The organism is Brevibacillus borstelensis (assembly GCF_037834415.1).
GTDB classification, from domain to species: Bacteria; Bacillota; Bacilli; order Brevibacillales; family Brevibacillaceae; genus Brevibacillus; species Brevibacillus borstelensis_A.
The window spans coordinates 131,477-153,870 of the sequence record NZ_JAUMSJ010000007.1 but is presented as its reverse complement, the minus strand read 5'-3'; the positions used below and the strand labels follow the sequence as shown (position 1 = coordinate 153,870).

General features: G+C 53.5%; 28 protein-coding genes. 4 read left to right on the top strand and 24 right to left on the bottom strand.

The features are described 5' to 3' along the window. Positions 1-35: 35 nt before the first annotated feature. Complete coding sequence (locus Q3F21_RS09295) at positions 36-848, bottom strand: TlyA family rRNA (cytidine-2'-O)-methyltransferase (protein WP_340251636.1); 813 nt, start codon at positions 846-848, stop codon at positions 36-38. Continuing rightward, the gene (gene dxs / locus Q3F21_RS09290) at positions 845-2,731 is read right to left on the bottom strand and encodes a 1-deoxy-D-xylulose-5-phosphate synthase (RefSeq protein ID WP_340251634.1); all 1,887 of its coding nucleotides are present in this window, start codon (positions 2,729-2,731) and stop codon (positions 845-847) included. The genes Q3F21_RS09295 and dxs overlap by 4 nt, the downstream gene beginning before the upstream one ends. Positions 2,732-2,936: 205 nt before the next feature. Here dxs and Q3F21_RS09285 point away from each other — a divergent pair, with 205 nt between their 5' ends. After that, positions 2,937-4,643: a M3 family oligoendopeptidase gene (locus tag Q3F21_RS09285; protein WP_340251632.1), complete on the top strand. Its 1,707-nt coding sequence runs from the start codon at positions 2,937-2,939 to the stop codon at positions 4,641-4,643. 62 nt (positions 4,644-4,705) lie between these two features. Here the strand turns inward: Q3F21_RS09285 and Q3F21_RS09280 are convergent, their stop codons facing one another. The 21 genes from Q3F21_RS09280 to Q3F21_RS09180 form a co-directional block, all read right to left on the bottom strand. Beyond that, positions 4,706-5,602, bottom strand: coding sequence for a farnesyl diphosphate synthase (locus Q3F21_RS09280; RefSeq protein ID WP_340251630.1), 897 nt, complete (start codon positions 5,600-5,602; stop codon positions 4,706-4,708). Then, positions 5,602-5,856 carry an exodeoxyribonuclease VII small subunit gene (gene xseB, locus Q3F21_RS09275; RefSeq protein WP_340251628.1) on the bottom strand — a complete coding sequence of 85 codons (255 nt, stop codon included), beginning with the start codon at positions 5,854-5,856 and terminating at the stop codon, positions 5,602-5,604. Before xseB ends, Q3F21_RS09280 begins: the two co-directional genes overlap by 1 nt. Continuing rightward, positions 5,825-7,204: an exodeoxyribonuclease VII large subunit gene (gene xseA / locus Q3F21_RS09270; protein WP_340251626.1), complete on the bottom strand. Its 1,380-nt coding sequence runs from the start codon at positions 7,202-7,204 to the stop codon at positions 5,825-5,827. The genes xseB and xseA overlap by 32 nt, the downstream gene beginning before the upstream one ends. 106 nt (positions 7,205-7,310) lie before the next feature. Then, entirely contained in the window at positions 7,311-8,165 is an 855-nt protein-coding gene (gene folD / locus Q3F21_RS09265) for a bifunctional methylenetetrahydrofolate dehydrogenase/methenyltetrahydrofolate cyclohydrolase FolD (protein WP_340251624.1), read from the bottom strand. Positions 8,166-8,257: 92 nt separating this feature from the next. Next, the gene (locus tag Q3F21_RS09260; protein WP_340251622.1) at positions 8,258-9,217 is read right to left on the bottom strand and encodes an O-sialoglycoprotein endopeptidase; all 960 of its coding nucleotides are present in this window, start codon (positions 9,215-9,217) and stop codon (positions 8,258-8,260) included. 16 nt (positions 9,218-9,233) lie between these two features. After that, the gene (nusB, locus tag Q3F21_RS09255; RefSeq protein WP_340251620.1) at positions 9,234-9,638 is read right to left on the bottom strand and encodes a transcription antitermination factor NusB; all 405 of its coding nucleotides are present in this window, start codon (positions 9,636-9,638) and stop codon (positions 9,234-9,236) included. 39 nt (positions 9,639-9,677) lie between these two features. Next, the gene (locus Q3F21_RS09250) at positions 9,678-9,890 is read right to left on the bottom strand and encodes a DUF2273 domain-containing protein (protein ID WP_340251618.1); all 213 of its coding nucleotides are present in this window, start codon (positions 9,888-9,890) and stop codon (positions 9,678-9,680) included. Between the two features lie 12 nt (positions 9,891-9,902). Then, positions 9,903-10,463 carry an alkaline shock response membrane anchor protein AmaP gene (gene amaP, locus Q3F21_RS09245; protein ID WP_340251616.1) on the bottom strand — a complete coding sequence of 187 codons (561 nt, stop codon included), beginning with the start codon at positions 10,461-10,463 and terminating at the stop codon, positions 9,903-9,905. Positions 10,464-10,563: 100 nt separating this feature from the next. Next, the gene (locus tag Q3F21_RS09240) at positions 10,564-10,974 is read right to left on the bottom strand and encodes an Asp23/Gls24 family envelope stress response protein (RefSeq protein WP_003387265.1); all 411 of its coding nucleotides are present in this window, start codon (positions 10,972-10,974) and stop codon (positions 10,564-10,566) included. A 60-nt stretch (positions 10,975-11,034) separates the two neighbouring features. Next, complete coding sequence (gene accC, locus Q3F21_RS09235; RefSeq protein ID WP_340251614.1) at positions 11,035-12,390, bottom strand: acetyl-CoA carboxylase biotin carboxylase subunit; 1,356 nt, start codon at positions 12,388-12,390, stop codon at positions 11,035-11,037. A gap of 16 nt (positions 12,391-12,406) precedes the next feature. Next, positions 12,407-12,916, bottom strand: a complete 510-nt coding sequence (gene accB, locus Q3F21_RS09230) for an acetyl-CoA carboxylase biotin carboxyl carrier protein (protein ID WP_340251612.1) — start codon at positions 12,914-12,916, stop codon at positions 12,407-12,409. Positions 12,917-13,093: 177 nt separating this feature from the next. Next, positions 13,094-13,759 carry a SpoIIIAH-like family protein gene (locus tag Q3F21_RS09225; protein WP_340251610.1) on the bottom strand — a complete coding sequence of 222 codons (666 nt, stop codon included), beginning with the start codon at positions 13,757-13,759 and terminating at the stop codon, positions 13,094-13,096. Positions 13,760-13,772: 13 nt separating this feature from the next. After that, the gene (spoIIIAG, locus tag Q3F21_RS09220; protein ID WP_340251608.1) at positions 13,773-14,411 is read right to left on the bottom strand and encodes a stage III sporulation protein AG; all 639 of its coding nucleotides are present in this window, start codon (positions 14,409-14,411) and stop codon (positions 13,773-13,775) included. 18 nt (positions 14,412-14,429) lie between these two features. Further along, positions 14,430-15,098 (bottom strand): stage III sporulation protein AF, encoded by a 669-nt coding sequence (spoIIIAF, locus tag Q3F21_RS09215; protein ID WP_340251606.1) that lies wholly within the window; start codon positions 15,096-15,098, stop codon positions 14,430-14,432. Positions 15,099-15,107: 9 nt separating this feature from the next. Continuing rightward, on the bottom strand, positions 15,108-16,292 hold the full coding sequence (gene spoIIIAE / locus Q3F21_RS09210) for a stage III sporulation protein AE (RefSeq protein WP_340251604.1): 1,185 nt from the start codon (positions 16,290-16,292) through the stop codon (positions 15,108-15,110). A 17-nt stretch (positions 16,293-16,309) separates the two neighbouring features. Further along, a complete protein-coding gene (spoIIIAD, locus tag Q3F21_RS09205; RefSeq protein ID WP_003387273.1) occupies positions 16,310-16,699 on the bottom strand; it encodes a stage III sporulation protein AD in 390 nt (129 codons plus the stop codon). A gap of 14 nt (positions 16,700-16,713) precedes the next feature. Continuing rightward, positions 16,714-16,917 carry a stage III sporulation protein AC gene (gene spoIIIAC / locus Q3F21_RS09200; protein ID WP_003387274.1) on the bottom strand — a complete coding sequence of 68 codons (204 nt, stop codon included), beginning with the start codon at positions 16,915-16,917 and terminating at the stop codon, positions 16,714-16,716. Between the two features lie 16 nt (positions 16,918-16,933). After that, the gene (gene spoIIIAB / locus Q3F21_RS09195) at positions 16,934-17,452 is read right to left on the bottom strand and encodes a stage III sporulation protein SpoIIIAB (protein WP_340251601.1); all 519 of its coding nucleotides are present in this window, start codon (positions 17,450-17,452) and stop codon (positions 16,934-16,936) included. Further along, entirely contained in the window at positions 17,440-18,402 is a 963-nt protein-coding gene (gene spoIIIAA, locus Q3F21_RS09190; protein ID WP_340251599.1) for a stage III sporulation protein AA, read from the bottom strand. The genes spoIIIAB and spoIIIAA overlap by 13 nt, the downstream gene beginning before the upstream one ends. Before the next feature lie 266 nt (positions 18,403-18,668). After that, positions 18,669-19,163: a CD1247 N-terminal domain-containing protein gene (locus tag Q3F21_RS09185; protein ID WP_340251597.1), complete on the bottom strand. Its 495-nt coding sequence runs from the start codon at positions 19,161-19,163 to the stop codon at positions 18,669-18,671. A gap of 85 nt (positions 19,164-19,248) precedes the next feature. After that, positions 19,249-19,512, bottom strand: coding sequence for a YqhV family protein (locus tag Q3F21_RS09180; protein ID WP_340251659.1), 264 nt, complete (start codon positions 19,510-19,512; stop codon positions 19,249-19,251). A gap of 152 nt (positions 19,513-19,664) precedes the next feature. Between Q3F21_RS09180 and Q3F21_RS09175 the strand changes: the two genes are divergently transcribed. The 3 genes from Q3F21_RS09175 to Q3F21_RS09165 are packed head-to-tail and all read left to right on the top strand — an operon-like array spanning position 19,665 to position 21,697. Then, positions 19,665-20,486, top strand: a complete 822-nt coding sequence (locus tag Q3F21_RS09175) for a phosphosulfolactate synthase (RefSeq protein WP_340251595.1) — start codon at positions 19,665-19,667, stop codon at positions 20,484-20,486. After that, positions 20,477-21,193, top strand: coding sequence for a 2-phosphosulfolactate phosphatase (locus tag Q3F21_RS09170; protein ID WP_340251593.1), 717 nt, complete (start codon positions 20,477-20,479; stop codon positions 21,191-21,193). Before Q3F21_RS09175 ends, Q3F21_RS09170 begins: the two co-directional genes overlap by 10 nt. Before the next feature lie 42 nt (positions 21,194-21,235). Next, positions 21,236-21,697, top strand: coding sequence for a DUF441 domain-containing protein (locus Q3F21_RS09165; RefSeq protein ID WP_340251591.1), 462 nt, complete (start codon positions 21,236-21,238; stop codon positions 21,695-21,697). 108 nt (positions 21,698-21,805) lie between these two features. On the opposite strand, the gene efp is transcribed toward Q3F21_RS09165, so the two are convergent. Beyond that, positions 21,806-22,363, bottom strand: a complete 558-nt coding sequence (gene efp, locus Q3F21_RS09160; protein ID WP_340251589.1) for an elongation factor P — start codon at positions 22,361-22,363, stop codon at positions 21,806-21,808. Positions 22,364-22,394: the final 31 nt, after the last annotated feature.

The following is a 22,394-nucleotide window of genomic DNA, read 5'->3' as shown; positions in this document are numbered from 1 at the left end:
CTCGACTTGATTCAGCGAGGCTTTTTGTCCTATTTTCACTTCAATTCACGGTGCGCAAGGTCCACCGTGTCGCTCACCTTTTGCAACCATTCCTCCGAAGTGAAGCCTCCGCCAGCCTTTTTCGCGTGGAGCAAAAACTCGATGTTGCCTTCTCCCCCGGTAATGGGCGAGTAAGAAAGGCCTCGCAAAGAAAATCCGATTTGCATGGCGGCCTGTCCGATGTCAAGCAAGACCGCCTCGTGGATGTGCGGGTCGCGAACGATCCCGTTCTTCCCGACATTCTCCTTGCCCGCCTCAAACTGTGGCTTTACGAGCGCAATCACGTCGCCGTCGGCCAGCAAAAACCGATACAGGACCGGCAAAATCAGCTTTAACGATATAAAGGACACATCAATGGTGGCTACTTGGGGCAGCTCATCCGTAAAGCTGTCCGGGTCCATATGCCGGAAATTTGTCCGTTCCATCACCACGACCCGCTCATCGTTTCTAAGCGACCAGGCGAGCTGATTGTAGCCGACATCGATGGCGTACACCCTTCTTGCTCCGTTTTGCAGAGCGCAATCGGTAAACCCGCCCGTGGAGGAACCGATGTCCATCATCACCTTGCCTGCGACATCCAGGTCGAAGATGCTCAAGGCTTTTTCCAGCTTCAATCCGCCACGGCTCACATACGGGTGAATCTCGCCCTTTACCGTGATGGCAATATCCTCGGGGAACTTGGTTCCGGGCTTGTCGCACCTTTCCCCTTTTACCTGCACAAGGCCGGCCATTACTGCCGCTTTTGCCTTTTCTCTGGTGTCGTACAATCCGCGTTCTACTAGCAGAACGTCCAGCCGTTCCTTTTTCATGCCTCCACAACGCCTTTCGACACCGGCAGGAACGAGCGGACACGGGCGACGATCTGTTCAGCGGTCAACCCGACTTCGAGCCGTTGCTCCTTGACGCTGCCATGCTCGACGAAATAGTCGGGAACCCCTACGGATTGGACGCGGATATGATGGTACCCGGCTTCGCCCAAAAACTCGCGTACCGCGCTGCCAAAGCCGCCCATCTCGGAGCCTTCCTCAACGGTGACGAGGTCGTAGCCTTCACGAGCCAATCGGGTCAACAGCTCGACATCGAGCGGCTTGCAGAATCGGGCATTGACCAGCATCGGATGAATTCCTTCGCGGGCAAGCTGTTCCACCGCACGTTCCGCGATTTCGAAAATATGACCAAACGACAGGATCGCGACATCTCTTCCTTCGCGAACGATTTCAGCCTTGCCGATGGGCAGCGGCTTCATCTCATCGTCGATCTTGACGCCGCGGATACCCAAACGAGGATAGCGGAATGAAATGGGCCCATCCTCATAGGCGACCGCCGTTTTCATCATGTGGCGCAGCTCGTTTTCATCCTTTGGCGCCATGATGACCATATTGGGGATCGCTCTCATAAAAGCGATGTCGTACACGCCCTGATGGGTTTCCCCGTCCGCACCGACGAGGCCGGCCCTGTCGACGGCAAAGATCACGTTCAGCTTTTGCCGGGCCACATCGTGAATCAATTGGTCGTAAGCGCGCTGCAAAAATGTCGAATACACGGCAAAGACAGGCTTCAGACCCTGTGTTGCCAAGCCTGCGGCAAATGTGCATGCGTGCTGCTCGGCAATGCCGACGTCAAACAGCCGATCGGGGAAGCGCTCGCCAAACGGGATCAGCCCGGAACCGGCAGGCATGGCAGGTGTAACCGCTACGATCCGCTCGTCTTCTTCGGCAAGGCTGATCATCGTGTCAGCGAACACCTTCGTGTACATCGGCGCCGATTTTGGCGTATCCCCGGACTCGATTTTGTACGTGCCGATACCGTGCCATTTGACGGAATCCGCTTCTGCGGGCGCGTACCCTTTTCCCTTTTTTGTGATCGCGTGGATCAGGACAGGCCCTTTTGTGTGTTTCGCCGTTTTTAGTGTATCGAGCATCAGCTCCAAGTTGTGACCGTCGATCGGGCCGATGTAAGTAAAGCCCAGCTCCTCAAACAAGATGCCGGAAACGAGCAAATACTTCATGCTGTCCTTGAATCGTTCCGCCATGTGGGCAAGCCTGCCACCCACCGCCGGAATCGATTTCAATAGATGCTCCAGCTCTTCCTTCGCTCTCTTGTAATTCGTGGCTGAACGCAATTTGCCCAAATAGTTGTGCAGGGCACCGACGTTTGGCGCGATGGACATCTCGTTGTCGTTGAGCACGACGATGACATTTTTGCCCTCATGGCCGATGTGGTTCATCGCTTCCAGCGCCATACCGCCAGTCAAGGCGCCATCGCCGATGATCGCAACGACGTGGTTTTTTTCCTTTTTCAAATCACGTGCAGTCGCCATTCCCATTGCGGCGGACAGGGATGTGCTGCTGTGCCCTGTTTCCCATACATCATGCGGACTTTCGCACATTTTCGGAAAACCGCACAGGCCTTTATACTGACGCAGCGTCGGAAACATATCGCGGCGGCCCGTCAAAATTTTATGTACATAGGCTTGATGTCCTACGTCCCAAATCAGCTTATCTTCCGGGCTGTTAAATGCGTAGTGCAGGGCGAGCGTCAATTCCACTACACCGAGATTAGGTGCCAAATGGCCGCCCGTCTTGGACAAGTTTTCCACAAGGAACTGTCGGATCTCGTCTGCCAGCGCGTATAGCTCAGGCAATGAGCATTTCTTCAGATCTTGAGGACTGTTGATGCTAGTTAGCAGCATTACTATTCCTCACTTTCACTCAATCTTGGGTCATTGGGTATGCTGCAATCCGAATCATTCCGGATAACCTTGGTTCATTTAGCTTGCTTCATTATAACGGTTTCTTCATAAAAACTCCACTTTCATCTGTTTTCAAGAGAAATCGCGCCCAGCTTCTGGTAAAATAAAGTCATTCAATCAAACCTTTTAAGGGAGGGTTTCGTTCATGACTGCAGCAGTACCTTTTTCACAAATCAACTACGAACGCATCCCGCTGGCATCGATCGAAGCCCGATTTGAAGAGCAGCTTGCTGCCCTAAAGCAGGCTTCCACCTGGCGGGAGCAAGACGAAGCGATGTGCCGCATCCAGGAAATACGCCTGGAAGTCGAGTCTGCACGTGAAATTGCTCACATCAGACATACGATTGACACGACCGATTCGTTTTACAAGGCCGAGCAGGACTACTGGGATGAAGCCGGACCTCTTTGCCAAGGATTTGTTACCCGGTATTACGAAGCGATCGTCCACTCCCCTTTCCGCAAGGAGCTGGAGGACAAATGGGGAGCGCAGCTCTTCCGCATCGCCGAAACCAAGATTCGGACCTTTTCTCCCGAGGTCGTCCTCGATTTACAGGAGGAAAACCGGCTGAGCAGCCAGTACATGGCATTGATCGCTTCCGCCCGCATCCAGTTCGAGGGCGCTGAGCGGACTCTGCCGCAATTGATCCCATTCCAGACATCCACAGACCGCCAAATGAGAAAAAGAGCTCACGAGGCCCGCTACAGCTTTTTCCGCGAACACGGCGAGGAGCTTGACCGAATCTATGACGAGCTTGTCAAAGTCCGCACGAAAATCGCTCGCAAGCTCGGGTATCAAAGCTTTACGGAGCTGGCCTACGCCCGTCTGAATCGGACGGATTACGATGCGCAAATGGTGTCCGTCTTCCGCAAGCAGGTACTGGATCACATCGTCCCTGTCGCCAGCAGCCTGTATGAAAGGCAGCGGGAGAGAATCGGCGTGGAGGCTCTTCGCTATTACGACAAGCCGTTCAATTTTGCTACCGGGAATCCGACGCCCAAGGGATCGCCGGAATGGATTGTGGAAAACGGGAAGCGGATGTACGAGGAGCTTTCCAAGGAAACGGGCGAGTTCTACTCGTTTATGCTGGAGCAGGAGTGCATGGATCTATTGAGCAAAAAGGGGAAAGCGACTGGCGGGTATTGCACGTATATCAGCCAATACCGACTCCCTTATATCTTTGCCAATTTCAACGGTACCTCCGGCGACATCGATGTCTTGACTCACGAGGCAGGGCATGCTTTTCAGGTTTATATGAGTCGGGGCTTCGCTGTACCGGAGTATCATTTCCCCACCTACGAGGCTTGCGAAATCCACTCCATGAGCATGGAGTTCCTGACCTGGCCCTGGATGGAGCTGTTCTTCCAGGAAGATACGGAAAAGTACAAGTTTTCCCATCTCGCCGATGCGCTTCAATTCATTCCGTACGGCGTAACCGTGGATGAATTTCAGCATGCGGTCTATGAACGTCCGGAGATGACTTTTGCCGAACGGAAAGCTACCTGGCGTGAAATCGAGCGCAAGTACTTGCCCCATCTTGATTATGAAGACAATGAATTTCTCGAAAGCGGAGGCTTCTGGCAACAGCAAGGGCACATCTTTATGGACCCCTTTTATTACATCGATTATACACTGGCCCAAATCTGCGCTTTCCAATTTTGGAAGCGGGCGCAGCATAACCCGGCAGTGGCGTGGGACGATTACCTCACCCTTTGCAAGGAGGGCGGCAGCAAGTCCTTTACCGAGCTGGTCAAGGTGGCGAAGCTGGATTCGCCGTTCGAAGACGGCTGTGTATCTTCCGTAATCGGCGAGATCAAAGAGTGGCTGGACAAAGTCGACGACAAGGCGCTGTAGGACGATCCCGAGAATTCGACCAGCCAAAAAGAAAAGACGCGGCAGCAATCGCTCCGCGTCTTTTACTTTCGCCGTTCCACTACGTAATCAGCCAAGGGCACAAGGGCCGAGTGATTAAGACCGACGCTTTTCAACACTTGCTTGGCTTCGTCCACAAGCTGCAGCAGACGAGCCTTCGATTCGTCCATCCCGATCAATGACGGATACGTAGCCTTTTGTCGATCGGCATCGCTTCCGACCGCTTTGCCAAGCTGCTTGGAATCGCCCTCCACATTCAAAATATCGTCCTGAATTTGAAAGGCAAGCCCGATATTTCTTCCGTATTGGGTCAACGCAGCCATCTGTTCCTCTGTCGCTTCCGCCAAATAGCCTCCGCCTCGCAGCGCGGCGATCAGCAAATCGCCTGTTTTATGCTGATGGATAAACTCCAGTTCAGCCAGGCTCAGCTGTTTTCCTTCTCCCTGAATATCAGCCATCTGGCCGCCAACCATGCCAGCCGCTCCTGCTCTTTTGCCCAGCTCCGCAATCAGCTTAACTACTGTCACCGGCCTCACATCGGGATGATCGAGGTAACGCTCCGCAACCAGTCCAAAGGCACGCGTCAGCAAGGCATCCCCGGCCAAAATGGCCGTCGCTTCGCCGAACACCTTGTGGTTGGTCGGTTTTCCCCTCCTCAGATCATCGTCATCCATCGCAGGCAAATCGTCGTGAATCAGCGAATACGTATGTATCATTTCCAAAGCAGCCGCATAGGGAATTCCGCGCTCCAAAGGCTTGTCCAGGGCCTCCAGAACTGCCAGGACCAGCATGGGCCGCAGACGTTTTCCCCCAGCCATCAACGAATACGCCATGGATTCGTACAGCGTAGATGGAACACCCTCCCGCTCCAACAGCGATGTCAGATGCCGCTCGATATAGCTTGTCTTTTCTTCCAGATAGGATTGGAGGGATGCAGCCATCAGATATCCCCCTCCACACGAAACGGCTTTTGCTTCAACTGGCCGTCTTCTTCGATCAGTTGTGTAATTTTGGCTTCGATCGCGTCCAGTTTTTGACCGCAAATACGGGAGAGCGTGACCCCTTCCTGATAAAGCTGGATGGCTTCCTCCAGAGGGATTTCTCCTTCCTCCAGGCGGTGAACCACCTCTTCCAGCCGTTTCATCGCCTCTTCAAATTGAATGTCAGCCTCTTGGTCCGTCTTCTTCCGTGCCATCTCGCTTCTCCTCCCGGTAAATCTGTTCCACGCGCGCAGTTGCGCTCCCATCCTTCAATCGTAACATGAGTTCTTCGCCTGGAGCAAATTGCTCAACCGATTTCACCAGCTGTCCGGAAGCGTACACGAGCGAAAAACCCCGCTTCATCACTTTCAACGGGCTTAATGCATCAAGCTGCGCGAGAGACGAGGCAAAAGACATCCTGCTTTTATCCAGCCTCTGCCTCATCAATTCATCGATACGTGCCCGACTCAGCCCGACCGCCTTCTTCTGCCGATCGACCACATCTGTAAGCCGGTACCGCTTGATCCGGTCTGACAGGTGCTGATACTGATCCTTGCGGCCTTTCATCAGCTGCTTGACCGCCTGCCCCAGCCGCAGGGAAAGCTCATCCAAGCGTTGCTGGGCTTCTTCCACGCGCCTTTGCGGCCGGCGCATCGCATAGGATTGGGCGAGGACTTCCAGCCGCTTTCGCTCCGCTGCCAGCCGGCTGCTTAGCGCCCGACTCATCCGCGTGTCCAGCTGCCTCACCCGCTCCAGCCACTCCAGGTAGTGGGGGACAGCCAGCTCGGCTGCCGCTGTTGGCGTCGCAGCGCGAACATCTGCTACGAAATCGGCGATCGTGACGTCGGTTTCATGTCCGACTGCGGAAATAACCGGAATCTGAGAGGCTGCAATGGCACGGGCTACTTGTTCTTCGTTAAAAGCCCACAGCTCCTCGATAGAGCCGCCTCCTCTTCCGACAATAAGAACATCGATGTCCGGCTGACTGTTCATGATCCGAATCGCCGCCACGATAGAGGCAGGCGCTTCCGTGCCTTGAACGATTGCCGGCGACAAAACGATTTCAGCCTGTGGATACCGGCGCCGTATCGTCGTACAAATGTCTCGGATCGCCGCTCCTGTAGGTGAAGTGACAACGCCGACTCTTCTCGGAAACGCAGGAAGCGGACGCTTTCGTTCGGCTGCAAACAGCCCTTCTCCGGCGAGCTTTGCCTTCAACTGCTCAAACGCGAGGTATAGTGAACCGATTCCGTCCGGCTGCATCTCCCTGGCGTAAAACTGGTAGGCGCCATCCCGCTCATAGGCAGAAATGGAACCGCGTACGATCACCTTGGTTCCATCCTTGGGAAGAAAACGGAGAAAACGATTGTATCCGGCGAACATGACTACCTTGACCCGCGACTGGCTATCCTTCAACGTAAAATACATGTGCCCGCTGGTATGGTGGACAAAATTGGAGATTTCTCCCCGCACCCAGATGTCCTGCAGGCGGTCATCCTGCTCCAGCACTTGCTTGATGCAGCGGTTCAGGTCGCTGACAGAAAAGATTTGACGACTCGTCATGCGTACCTCCCGATATGGTTAGTTTTATCGCGGACGCAAAAACTGCTCGCCTGAACCGCTTTTCAGCCTATTCCTTCGATGCGGAACGTTTCGGGTACCTGAAAAACTACCGGGCTGCGAGATTTTTGGCCGCTTCAATCGTATTTTTCAGCAGCATCGTGATTGTCATCGGACCGACTCCGCCTGGAACCGGGGTGATGTAGCCCGCTACTTCCTTGACTTCGTCAAACCGGACATCGCCGACAAGCTTGCCGCTCTCGACCCGGTTTACCCCGACGTCTATCACGACAGCACCTGGCTTTACGTCCTCTTTTCCGATCATGTGCGCCTTGCCGGCCGCGACAATCAAAATATCTGCCTGACGCGTGTAGTGCGGCAAATCAACAGTCCGCGAATGGCACATCGTCACAGTCGCATTCTCGCGCTGCAACAGATACGACACCGGTTTTCCGACGATGTTGCTGCGGCCGATGACGACTGCGTGCTTGCCTTCGATCGCCGTGCCTGTCCGTTTGATCAGCTCGACTACGCCATTGGCTGTACAAGGAAGCAGAGAATCGTAGCCGATCATCATGTTTCCGACATTGACCGGGTGGAAGCCGTCGACGTCTTTTTCCGAACAAATCGCCTCGATAACTGCCTTTTCAGAGATATGCGCGGGAAGCGGCAGCTGTACCAAAATACCGTGAACGTTCGGATTTTCATTCAACTGATGGACAATAGCCAATAATTCCTCTTCCGAAGTGGATGCGTCCTTAAAAATGATTTCAGAGCGGATTCCTACTTCTTCGCAACCGCGGGCTTTTCCTCTGACGTATGAATGCGAAGCGGGATCGTCCCCCACGAGAACGACGGTCAACCCTGGCACGATTCCGTTTTGCTTCAGTTCTGCGACTTCGCCAGCCAATTGTTCCCGAATATCCCTTGCGATTTCCTTGCCATAAATAATCGTTGCTGCCATGGCGAAGAACCCTCCTTCGTTTGGATCACTACGATAAGTGTACCGATTCGAGGAGATGATGTAAAGCCGAATTTTACAAAGTTAATATTTACTTAATGTTCGTGTTTAAGCTTACTCCACCCCAGCATTGCCACGCCGTACGCATTATCCCCGGAATAGACGGGATCGCAAAAGTACAAGCGGGCCTTTACCGCAGGGTGCTCCAGACGTTTTGTCAAGCGCTCTCGTATGTATTGATTTGCCGCCACGCCGCCGACGATCAGAATCTCGCGAGGATGCCCTTCCTCTACGGCATGACGGAGCACTTTTTCCAGCGTACTGGCAATGCACTGCTCCGTCGCTCTCGCAATCTCGGCTGCAGGTACGCTTCCGCTCTCGATCGCCCGCAGCAACGCTGCCTCCGGTCCGGAAAAGCTGAAGGCCTTCCCTTGTACAGAAGAGGATACGCGAAAATCTCCGGCTGCCTGTGCGGCGAGCCTCTCAAGCTGCGGTCCGGCCGGGAATGACATGCCTAGCGCTACACCAATCCGATCGACCAGCTGACCTGCGTGAAGGTCCGTGGTTCCGCCTACTTTTTCTATCCGGTAACCGTCTTCCTTTCGCTCGCACAGGAGCAGCTCGCTCGTTCCACCGGAGAGATGAACCGCGAGAAACTGGTTTTCGCGCGGCCGTTCAGCTGCTGTATACTCGCCTGCCGCGATGTGCCCTTCCTGATGTGTCGTCAAAAAGCTCGGGACCTTCATGTAGGCTGACAGAGACTTCGCCAAGCCTTCTCCCACTTTGAACACCGGCATATACGAACCGTCCGCCGGCCGGGGCTTCTCGCTTGCGCAGACCGCAACAATATCGTATTCGGTCCATTTCAGCTCATTGCTCAGCTCAGGCAGGTTCATCACATGCTGAAAGACGGCTTCTGATTGCTGCAGACCACGCTTGCCTTCTTTTACCCGAAGAAGTCGTTTCGCTTCCGCCACAATCCGGCCGTCTTCCGCTGCCAAGCATAACGATGTCCGGTAGTTGCTCGTATCGATTCCCAACAATACCTTAGTCATGCTGCTTCACCCATCTTTACGCGTTCGCGGTTTGGCGAGCTTTTAAATAACTGGACAAAACGCCGTTAATATACCGGTACGATTGTTCGTCGCTGAACAGTTTGGCAATCTCGATCGCTTCGTTCAACGCCACTTTATCCGGTATGTCCTGTTCAAACATGATTTCAAAAAATGCTAGACGAAGGATCGCGCGGTCTACGTTGGCAATCCGATCCAGCCGCCAGCCGCGAAGATACTTTTGGATTTCGGCGTCGATCTCTTCCAGTCGTTCCAGGACGCCTTTCACCAGAAAGTGAAGATACGCTGCGTCCTCTTCGCTATCTTCCATAACCAGTTCGAGGGCAGCATCCATACTCACATCTGCCATATCGATCTGAAACAAGCATTGAACCGCTTTTTCTCGTGCTGTCCTACGTTTCATCACGTTCACCTACTCATAAAATTGAGGTTCCCGCCCCGCTTAGCGAAACTTCCCAGGGAGGATACGATCAAGAATTTCGCGCAAATCCTCTTTGTGATCGAGTTTGCGTCCAATGTAATAACCGGTGCCGACAAAGACGACAAACACCAGTGTATCCCAAAAACCGACGAGAAGGTAGATGATGCCGAAAAAAAGTCCGGCGGCTACCCCCAGTAGTTTCCCCTTGTGTTCCCACAACAACTCCCATATCATGACCTTCACCTACTATTCCACTCGTTTGCGAGCCGCGTAATTCTCATGCTGGGCAACTTCTGTCACTACGACTGCCACCTCGGAGATCATGACGCCGGCAATGCCCTCCACCTGCTCCTTGATGTCGGTTTGCAGCTTCTGGGTCAGCTCCGGCAATGGCGTCTCTCCATCGACAGAGACGCGGACCGTGATCGTGTTTCCGCTTTCCAGCGCCCGCACGACTGTCTTCAAATCGCGGACACCCTTCACTCTTCTGGCGGCTCGCTCGGCGATTGTCTGAATGGTCTGCAGGGTTATGTTTACTTCCCCCAAATCGCTGCGCTGGCGAATGCCTTTCTCTGTTTTTGGTTTCTTGGACCTGCGGAAAGAGCTGAAAAAAAACCGCAGGCTGACGATTAAAAAAATCACCGCCGTGATCAGATAGGCCGGCTGGAAACCACCCAGGAGCTGCTCGAGATAGGGGCGTATGTATTCAGCTGGGATCAGCCCGCTCGCGGCGCCGATGACACCGACAGAGAGGACGATCAGAGCAAAACTGTACAAAGTCAGGATAAAGCGGTCAAACAAATTCACAAGCATCTCTCCTTTGGCGCTAGGTAACAAGGAGGCCGTTACTCTTAGATGAGGAAAAATGCCCCCTGAGGCATAGGGGGCATCCAAACTTGCTGATGAACTAGCGGACGCGCTGGAAATCTTCCACGGCAGCCGGCGCTTTTTCTTCGGGCTTCAGCTCTACGTCCACAATATGTACGTTTACTTCCACAACCGACAGACCCGTCATGCTTTCGATGGCGTTCCGCACACTATCTTGAATATTTCGAGCGACATCCGGGATCCGGTGTCCATATTTTACGATAATCGATACATCAACTGCCGCTTCGCGTGAGCCTACTTCTACGCGTACGCCGCGCGCTATATTTTTACGGCCGAGCCGTTCGACAATCTCACCTACGAAACCACCGCTCATTTGCGCTACACCCTCTACCTCAGAGGCAGCCATACCGGCGATTACTTCCAGGACTTCGGGAGCGATCTGCACCTTGCCAAGCTCTGTTCTTTCCAAATCCGGTGTAAACTCTTCCACGCTTCGCACCTCCCTATGGTTTTGTAACCCATTATAACAAGCAGCTTCCACTTTTACAAATCAAGCTTCATCCAGCTGCAGGTCATGGATCTCCAAAAATTTGGTGTCAAACTGACCGCTGGCGAACACTTCGTGATCCAGCACTTTGAGATGGAACGGAATCGTCGTTTGCACGCCTTCCACGACAAACTCGCCAAGCGCTCGTTTCATGCGTTCGATCGCTTCCGTGCGGTCTTTTCCCCAGACGATCAGCTTCGCGATCATCGAGTCGTAGTAAGGGGGGATGACATAGCCGGTATAAGCGGCGCTGTCCACCCGCACGCCGAATCCGCCCGGCACGAGATACGTCGTGATTTTTCCTGGAGACGGCATGAAATTTTTGGCCGGATTTTCCGCATTGATCCGGCATTCGATCGCCCAGCCGTTCAGCTTGATATCGTCCTGAGTGAACGACAACGGCTGGCCGGCGGCGACAGTAAGCTGTTCTTTGATCAAGTCAAACCCGGTCACGAGCTCTGTTACCGGATGTTCAACCTGAATCCGGGTGTTCATTTCCATAAAATAAAACTTCCCGTGTTTGTCCAGGAGGAATTCAACTGTGCCGGCTCCGTGGTAATTCACCGCTTTGGCCGCAGCGACAGCCGCTTCCCCCATCTCTCTCCGCAGCTCGTCGCTCAGCGCGGGAGACGGAGCTTCCTCAATCAATTTTTGGTGGCGCCGTTGAATCGAGCAGTCGCGCTCACCCAAATACACGACGTTGCCGTGCTTGTCTGCCATGATCTGAATTTCGACGTGGCGCGGTCCCTCGACGAACTTTTCCAAATAGACGCCGGGGTTGCCAAAGGCGGTCTTCGCTTCGTTTTGCGCTTGCCGAATCGCCTTTTCCAGATCTTCATCGTCGACAGCTACGCGCATTCCGCGGCCGCCCCCGCCGGCAGTTGCCTTCACCATCACAGGATAGCCGATTTCATTGGCGGTCTTGATCGCATCGCCAATATCCTCGACGAGTCCATCTGTTCCCGGAACAGTCGGTACACCAGCTGATTTCATCGTATCCTTGGCCGTCGATTTATCGCCCATCTTGACAATGGCTTCCGGGTCAGGTCCGATAAAGGTGATGTTGCAGGCGGCACAGATTTCCGCAAAGTCGGCGTTCTCTGCGAGGAACCCGTAGCCTGGATGGATGGCGTCTGCCCCAACCTTGGTTGCTACGCTCATGATGTTCGCAATGTTGAGGTAGCTTTCTTTGGATGCTGTGGGTCCAATGCAGTAAGCCTCGTCAGCCAATTTGACGTGCAGCGCCTCCCGATCTGCTTCGGAGTACACAGCTACCGTACGAATGCCCAACTCGCGGCAGGCGCGAATGACGCGCACAGCGATTTCGCCCCGGTTGGCAATCAATACTTTTTGAAACATTACGCTCTCCTCCAACCTATTCTGGCTTCACCAAAAACAGCGGCTGGCCGTATTCCACCAACTGACCATCCTCAACCAGCACTTTCACGATTTCCCCGGATACTTCTGCCTCGATCTCGTTGAACAGCTTCATCGCTTCCACGATGCAAACTACCTTGTTCGGTGTTACCTTGTCGCCCGCCTGGACATAGGGAGGCTTGCCGGGCTCAGGGGAGCGGTAGAATGTTCCCACCATAGGGGAAACGATTTTGTGCAGATTCGCCTCTTCGACAGCTGCTGCTGCCGGCTTCGGAGCTTCGACTGGCGCCGCGGGCGCTTCTGCCGCTGCAGGAGCGGCAGCCACAGGAGCCGCTACGGGCGCGACCGCAGCCACCGGGGCCTGTACGACCGGTTGCGAAACGTAGACGGTTTCCGCAGCCGATTTTTTCATCGTTACCTTTGCTCCATCGATTTCAAGCTCAAACTCGTTAATGGACGACTGATCAATCAACTTGATAATTTCACGGATTTCATGAATTTTGAACACACGTAAGCACTCCTTCATTTCGAAAGATAACCAGGGAGTATGGTATGTATCGAGGTCTAACAATCATGGTAGCTTGTCACCACCGCAACGTCAAGAAAGGATTTCCCCTCATTTCCAGTGAAAAACGAGGAGAAACCCTTACCAGCATGCCCGTTTTCAATGATCCTTAGTACCTCTTCAGGAGGCTTTGAATTGTACAGTGATATTGGTTGCCGGGACATTCAGATGCTGTTTTACGTTGGAAATGATGTCTACCACTTCATCTGCTCCCAGTTTATCCTTTTGCACGATCACCGTCACTTTGTCGTTTTGCGTGAAGACGACGGCGTCCTTATAGCCGCTGGTCTTCAGCATTTCTTCCACCGCCGTTGTGGCGTTCTCCAGCGTAGAGAGCTCCTCGTACTTGGCCTTTGCCTCAGCCACCGCCTGGGGAGTCGCATCCGAGCTGCCCATAATGCTCAGCTGTTCGTCTTTTTGCTGCTGGGTTTGGGCTTCCCGCTTCATTTTGTACCCTATGAAAAGCTCGCTCGGGGTGTCAGCCAGTGTCGCGGCATCCTTGGTTGCAGTCTGCTGCTCCACGCTCGGCTTTAGAGTATCTGTCACTGCGGGAGCTGGGCTCGGCTTGCCTTCGACAGGAGCTGCGTCGGGGGCTGGCGTGTCCGTCTGCTTGCTTTCAACCACCACGTCAGACAAGGAATCCTGCTGCAACTGCTGCTGCATCCGCTGTTCCTGCCCCAGCGTCGACACTTGGCTCTCCGGCCCTTTGACCAGATAGTAGCCCGAAAGGACCACCATCACGGCCAGCATTGTCAACAACCATACCGTTTGCTTGCGAAGCATCATTTTCCATTACCTCCTAACCTTTTTTAGGCAATATCGAAATTTTGTAGGCAGGCACATCCAATACTTTTTGAACCGCTTCGGTGATCCAGGCTTTTACCTGAATGTTGTCGGCGCCCTTGGCCACCACCAAAACCCCTCTTACCTTGGGCTTCAACGTCTTGAGGATGACAGGCTGATCCTGCTTTCCTCCCTGGATGACGACCACTTGCTCGTCGCGGGATTGATCGTTTTGATTCCGCGTGGCCCGTTCCTTGTCCGTCTCCTGATTGGTAGAGGTACGGGTATTGGTGTTTTTCCCTACGACAAGCTCGGGGGTTGAATCCAGATTGACCATGACTTCAACATCCCCTACGCCGACCACGCTGGCCAAAATTTCCTTCAACTGCGTCTCATACATGTTTTCGTATTCCGCGATGATGTCGGGCGGATTCGCCCCCCCGAGCGCCGGCGCCGACTGTTCGGAGCCGGGCGGACCCGTCGGTTCATTGCCGCCAACCCCGAAGCCCATCGGCTGATCGCGCTCAACATTCAAGAAATCGGTCAAAATCATGATGGCCATCCCGATTCCCAAAATGACGATAAAGTAGTGGATCGGCTTCAGTTTCTTTTTGTCTGAATCAGCACCCCACCATTGCTTCAGCTTCCCAAACACCCTGCTCACCTCACCGTGTCATCGCTTCTCGTATCCGGCCTGATCTCTTTTGACGATTATCTGTTCCTCACGCAAGCCCCACTGCGCCGCCAAATCCCTCGCAATGCTTCTGGACAGAGGATCACTCTGCTGTGTGGCTGCCGGCAGCTCCCTTTCGGCCTGCTCATTGCCCTGGCTGTTTATCTCGATGCGAACGGGCTCGACCGGTTCGATCGGTTTGACCGCTTCCGATGCCGTCCGGCTGTTTTCCTCTGAAGCGATCGCCACCTCAATCCGCTGCAATTTGGCCTCGTCTTTGCTTTTATTGTCCAAGACAACCTTGACGGCCGTTGCCTCCACTCCGTAATCCTCCCGCAGCCTCGCTTTCACAGAGGCCTCCACCTGGCTTTGGACGTAAGCGTCTATCTGCTTTTCCTGCTTGCCGGCAAGCCTCTCGGCAATGCGCTTCCACTCGGTGTCAGCAGGCCGGTTCATCTGCTCCTGGTAGCGGTCCAGCTTGAGCGCCAGATCGTCCGGAGAGAGCTGGAACAAGGCGAATACAGGGGAGATGATCGTCATCAAAATAATCAGTCCCATCACCATTTTTACGTACCGCTGCATGCTCGTATTGGGCAGGATGAGGTCGAGGAACGCAGCCAAAAGGACGAGCAAGATGATTTTTTTCAGCCAAAGCGTAAGCCATGTCATCTGCTTCACCTACCGAACCATCATGGAGATATTGCCCGCCGCAATGATAATGGTGATGGCCAAAAAGAACATCAGCCCTACCGTAGCCAGTGCCGCAAACACGAACAACAGATTTTTCCCGATCGCTCCGAGGGCCGCGATGATCGGACTGTTGCCCAAAGGCTGGAGGACCGCGGAGGAAAGATTGTAAATCATCGCCAAGATCAGGATCTTCAGCGCCGGGAAGGCACACAGGAGAAGCAGAATCAGAACTCCTGCCAAGCCGACCGCGTTCTTGACCAGCAAGGAAGCATTGAGTACGGTGTCAGCCGCATCCGAGAACATCCTGCCGACAATCGGGATGAAGTTGCCGGTAATGTACTTGGCTGTCCGCAGGGTTACCCCGTCCGCCACGGCCGATGTCGCCCCCTGTATGGAGATGATCGCGAGAAATATGGTTAGAAAGGACCCCAGCGCTCCCATCGCAATATTGCGCAGGAGGGAGGCAAGCTGCGTTACCTGGTATCTCTCCGAAAAGAGACTTGCGATCGACAGCATCGCGGACAGAAACAGGAGCGGAAAAATGACGTAGGTGATGAGTATTCCGCTCGTGTTGATGAGAAAGATGATGAGCGGGTGAAACATCGTAGCCGACGCCAAATTCCCCACGGAAGCGAGCAGCGCGATGACCAGCGGAATCATGGCCAGCATAAAGTCCGACATGTCGCCGATCGCTCCTTTTGCGTAAGTGATGGCTACATGGAAGCTGTTAATGGCAAGCACCATCAACACGAGATAAGCGATGGAGTAGGCTACCGTCGTCACCGTATTGCGCTCGAAAGCGTTTTGCATCGTTTCCAGAATCATCGCAAAAACGGTAATGATGATGATCGAGCTGAGCAGTTTGCCATTCATCAAAATTTCATGGAACACAAATTTGCCGAAGCCCTTCAAAAAACCGGCGAGACTAAAGTCCCCTTGCTGCATCAGCAGCTGCAGGAAGCCGGGAGCTTTCAGATCTGGGAGATACCCCTTGTAATCGCGCTGCAGATCCACCCAAAACCTTTCGACCCGGTCTACCTGCAAATCGTCCACTTGCTGCTTGATCAGGTAATCAACAGAAGGAGCTGGCGTCGTCTCGGCAGCTGTGAGAGAAGATGACGGCAGAAAGACGAAAAGCAGAAATAAGAACAGCGACCAGCCCCCACGAGTCACGTGCACCCCTCCCCCAACTACGCCGGCAACAGGTCGATGACCGTTTCGATAATGATCTGAATGATCGGCACGGCCATAATGAGGATCAATACCTTCCCGGCCAGCTCGATCTTGGAAGCGATGGCCCCTTGGCCGGCGTCTCTGGTCATTTGCGCGCCGAATTCCGCGATATAGGCAATTCCGATGATTTTTAGGATGGTCTCCAAAAATACGAGATTGAGGTCGGCTTGTACAGCCAGGCGTTCCAGAATCCTGATGACCTCTGCTATTTTTCCGATCAGAAAGTAAAAGATGACAACGCCGCTCGCGATGGCCAGCAGGTAGGCGAACATCGGCTTTTGCTCCTTGATGACCAGCGCGAGAATCGTAGCCACCAATCCCAGTCCGACGATTTGTACGATTTCCATCCGTCTTCCCCCCTTTAGTTAAACAGGAAGACGCGTTTTACCTCAGAAAACAGGTCGCCGACATAGTGAGCTACCATGTACAGCACGATGATAAATCCCACCAGCGTCGCCCAGTGTGCGATGTCCTCCTTGCCAGCCTGCTTCAGAACCGTGTGCAGAATGGCTGTTATAAACCCCACCGCCCCGATCTGAAAAACAGGTGTCAAATCAAAATCCACTGTGAACACCTCGCCTTTAGAACATCAGGATGACGACCAACAACCCGCACAGGAAGCCGAGGCTTTTGTACATTTTTTCGTACCTGCTTTGTTCTGCGCGCGCTTCCTCTTCCAACCCGCGGAGGTGTGTGACAGCCAGGCGCAAATGCTTTTGCTGGTCTTCCCGATCGGATGATCCGAGCACCTGTCCCAAGCTAGTCAGCACATCTCGCTCTTGCTTGCGAAGCGATGTTTGCTGCCAGTGCGATTCGATGGCCAGCCTGAGCGCTTCGTCTGCATTCTGCGCACGCTCCTCCCGAAGACTCCCCGCCGCGGCCTGGAACAGTTGTCCGACCTCAGCCGGAAGCCGGTTTCCCACTTTTAGCAGGGCTTGCTGCAAAGGAGTCAGGCCGTACACAATCTCTGTCTCCAGCATTTGCAGCCCCACAAGCAAGGCTCTGAGCTGCACCGGGCGATACGCGTAAAACCGGCCGATTTGCCATCCAACCATGGAAGCGGAGAACAGAATCAGCACGGCACCGATCAGCTTGACCATGTGACCTCTCCTTTTTTTACCGGCCTTAGATCACGGTCATAAATACCGTGAATGGTCCCAACCCCTTTGGAGCGGTCCAAGACAAAATAGCGGGAGAAGACGCCGCTTTGGATCAGTTTTCCCAGTGCCGGGCGTCTCGCCACTTCATCAATTTCGGAGCCGTGTGCAGAACAAATCACAGAAACACCGGCATGGATCGCTTCCCATACGGCTTCCCCATCCTCCGGCCGGCCCACCTCATCCACAATCAGGACATCAGGAGACATGGAACGGATCAGCATCATCATTCCTGCTGCTTTGGGGCAAGCATCCAGCACGTCTGTACGCGGACCGACATCCCGCTGCGGAACTCCGTTTAAGCATCCGGCCAGCTCGGAACGCTCGTCCACGATGCCCACTTTGCGGCTGGAGGACCATTCGCTTCCGTAGCTGATGGAGCGGGCAATATCCCGCAGGAGCGTCGTTTTTCCGCATTGGGGAGGCGAGATGATCAAAGCGTTCAGAATACGGCCGTTATCGAACAGATACGGCAGAACCTTCTGTGCCGTCCCTTTTTTCTCGCGAGCGATCCGAATGTTGAAGCTGGTAACATCGCGAATCCCTTTTACTTCTCCTCGCTCGAGGACGACCTTTCCGGCAATTCCGATCCGATGCCCTCCTGTAACGGTGATGTAGCCGCGCTTCAGCTCTTCTTCCAAAGTGTACAAAGAGTGCTGGCTGACCAGATTCAGCAGCTTGACCGACTGCTCTTCGGTAAAGGACCACCCCTGTCTGGCATTGGCAGTCAACTGTCCCGTCGCAGTTACGTAGCTTGTTTGCTGTCCAAACCTTATTTCCAGCGGCTGATTTTGCCGTAGGCGGATTTCCTCCAGATGCTCCCTGACGGCGGAGGGCAATGCAGTCAGAATGCTGCGGATGGTCGCCGGCAAAATCGCCATGATCTCGTTCACGACTTTATCCCTCCCTCGTTTCTTTGACACTTCAGCCTTTGTCCACTTCGACTTACCAACATCCTATGCCAGGCTGGACGAGTTTTATGCCAAGAAAACGATAGAGAACGCTCACAACGAAAGTCGCGAAAATCCTGCGACAGCAACGCGAGAGCAGCCCGTGAACATGCGAGGGCTAGATTTTCCCAGATAAAAAACCGGCTTTCATCCCGGGTCTGAGTCAGCTCCGGATGAAAGCCGGTTTTCATTTGGCCGCCAGGCAATCCTTAGGTGGCGTTGATCGGTTCGTATCCCTTGTCCTGCGGATATGGCTCGATGATGTAATGGTGGTATCCCTCATCATCCTCCCCCTCCTGAAAAAACAAAATCTCATGGCACGAGGGACACTCGATTTCATAAGAGGCAATCACATTGTCGTCGGTATCCAGCTCATAGACAGAGGCATCTTCATCGTCCTGATCCGCAAACTCGTCATAGAGGGCAATGTTTTCATCATCCTCACAATCATCGACGATCTCGTACAAATCGTCCTCATCTCCGAAAAGATACAGCTCCACATCATCGAGATCATCGTCGATCGCCTCTACGTAGTCTTCGGTTTCCTCGATTCTGGCGTGCAATTCCCTGAACTGACCATACATTTCGTCCAGTACCTCAATAACTTCCGACAGTACCTTTCCCTCACTGCTGTTCTGTGTCAGGTCCATCCCATCTGCCAAGCCGCGCAGATACGAAATTCGATTAGCCAATGATTCAAGCACGAGGAACCCTCCTTATTTCCATTTCCGTTCGCTATCGCTATTGTTCCCGAAAGTCAGGAGGACTACTAGCGCCCATTCGTATCCGTCATTTTCTGACCCCGATGAAAATACAGACGATGCCGGCAAATATCCAGATGATTTTCGCAAAGCTGATCCGGTCCGACATGCCGATGAGGCCAATTGTCGTAGTTGACAGAAGCACAAGCGGTCCGACTATGGCAAGTCCTGAATTGATCAAAAGCGCCTTTTCCACCTCGTTTACTTTTAAAATAAACAGGGCAGCCAGCACTTCGATGGTACCGGACATGACTCTCAGTGTAGCCATCCCTATGATTGCTTTTTCCCACATCACTCCTCGCCCTCCTCTCTACCACTCTATGCTCGTCCCGGTGAGATTCATCACTGAAAGCTGGGCGATCGTCTATAGGCTTGCGGCTCACTCTCGACCGAGGCTGCACATACACTAAAAACAAACGCCTAGAAGAAAAGAGGAAATCAGCCATGTTTAACCGCGATCTTCCCTTCTGGCCTGGAGGATGGTCGGACCCGTCCCAGCAAAGGCAGCCAAAACCACGCGCGACCGGACTAACCATGGTCATTGATAAAGGAATCGGTCGCACTGCTTTTTACGACCTCATGGAGCTGGCCGCCCCCTACATCGACATTTACAAACTGGGCTTTGGCACATCCGCCCTCTACCCTGCCAAATTTCTGAAGGAAAAAGTGGAAGAAGCCAAAAACCGGAATTTGCACGTCATGCCGGGCGGAACGCTTTTTGAAATCGCCCTGTGCCAATCCTCACCTAAAGCCTATATCAAACAAGTGAAAGCGATTGGATTTAATGCGGTTGAAATTTCCGACGGAACCTTCACACTCTCTCCCGAGGCAAGAAAAAAAGCGATCGGCACAGCTGCTGACGCCGGACTGATCGTCTATTCGGAGTTTGGAAAAAAAGCGGCTGATTTCCGCGCAGAGCGTGATGAGCTGTTGGATACTCTGGAGGCCGACCTGCTCGCAGGTGCCAGCTACGTCATCGTGGAGGCGCGTGAAAGCGGAACGGTAGGCGTATTTGACGGGAAAGGAAAAGTGGAGACCAGCTTTCTCTTGGACATTCATAATGCCGCCGGCTCCCGGGCAAACCGCTTAATCTGGGAAGCTCCCCAAAAAGAACAGCAGGTAGCACTCATCCAGACCTTTGGCGCCGACGTAAATCTGGGGAATATTGCTGGTGCCGACATCTTGGCTGTCGAGACGCTGCGAAGGGGGCTGAGGGGTGACACTGCTGTGATGATGGCGGAAAGGAGGGCCGCCACGTGCGAGTAGATGTCGTTCCCACCGTAGAGGAGATTCGGTACGAACAGATTGGCAATCGGGTCGTCATCGTCATCGATGTGCTGCGCGCTTCCAGCTCGATTGTAGCCGCACTGGGAACAGGCTTTTCCGCTGTCATTCCTGTGGAAACCATCGGGCAGGCCAACGCGTTGCGGTCGGAAAACTACTTCCTTGCCGGCGAGAGGCACTGTCGGAAAATCGCCGATTTTGACTACAACAACTCCCCCACCGAACTTGCCTGTCACTCCCAAAAAGGGAGCGTACTGATTCTTACAACAACGAATGGAACACGCGCGATCCAAAAAGCGGAGCGAGCGGCCTCCCTGTTGATCGGCTGTTTCCTCAACGCGAGCGCTTGCATTCAGTACGCTTTGTCACAGCGGCTGGACATCACCATGTACTGTGCCGGTACACGCTCCGAATTTGCTCTGGAAGACGGACTGGCCGCAGGTCTCATGATCCATAAAGCAAAGCTAATCCAACCGCAGCTACAACTCTGCGATCTGGGAGAAGCGCTGCGGGCCAGCTATTTGCACCTGTCAGACCGGCTGCAGCAAATTTTGCCCCAGACGACGACGGGCAAAAGACTGGTTCAGCATAACTATGTCGACGATCTTGCCTTTTGTGCACAGGCAGATCAATACCGTCTGGTTCCGATTGTCCGCGAGAAGCGAATACTTCCCCACCTTGTCTCATAAAGTGAAAGAAGACTAGGGATGTGGACAGGGGTTTTGATGCCGATGGTATCAGGGGAAATCATGCTTGTCATCTTGATTGTCATAGGCTTGATCGGCCGCTCGCCGATTATTGCCACTGCCGCGAGCATTTTGCTTGTTTTGAAGCTGACTGCACTTGAACGCCTGTTTCCTGTTGTAGAGCGGCGGGGACTTGAATTGGGGCTTTTGTTTCTGACGATCTCCGTACTCGTGCCGTTTGCCAGTGAGAAAATATCATGGCGCGACATTACCCCGCTCTTTACAACGGTGATTGGCATGATGGCACTCGCTGGTGGGGCGATTGCTACCTGGATGAACGGAAAGGGGCTCGATCTGCTTCGAACCGAGCCCTCTATCATTGTCGGTTTGGTGATTGGATCTATTTTCGGCATCGTCTTTTTGCGCGGGATTCCTGTCGGCCCGTTGATGGCGGCGGGCATTACCGCCTTTGTCTTGAAGCTGTGGGAATGGTTTGGCGGACGCTGATCGGCGGACGCTTTTGTTTTGACGAGAAGCCTTTGCGTAAAAAAACGAAAAAAGCTGTCCCCCGAGCGGGGAACAGCCTTTCGCGCGACTCCAAAGCATATTTCGCTCTTATGCGCGGGATACATATGCTTCGGAACGAGTATCGATGATCAACTTGTCTCCTTGTTCTACGAAAAGCGGTACGTTGACCACAAAACCTGTTTCCAGGGTAGCTTTTTTCGTAACGTTGGAGGCAGTATCTCCTTTTACACCCGGCTCACATTCAACAACAGTCAGTTCAACGGTGTTCGGCAGCTGCACTCCGAGAGTTTCGCCGTTGTACTGCATGATTTGCACGTTCATGTTTTCTTTCAGGAAGTTAAGCTCGCGCTCGATTTGCTTGCTCGTAAAGGTGAGCTGCTCATACGTTTCGGTGTTCATGAAGGTATGCTCATCGCCGCTTGCATACAGATATTGCATGGTAGAGGTTTCGATGCGGGCAGGACTTACTTTTTCACCGCCGCGGAACGTCATCTCTGCCACGTTGCCGTTACGCAGGTTGCGCAGTTTGGAACGAACAAAGGCTGCGCCTTTCCCTGGTTTCACGTGTTGGAATTCGAGCACTTGGTAGATATTGCCATCCACTTCGATGGTCAGGCCGGTACGAAAATCATTAACAGAGATCATGTTAGTCCTCCCAAATCAACAAATAACACAA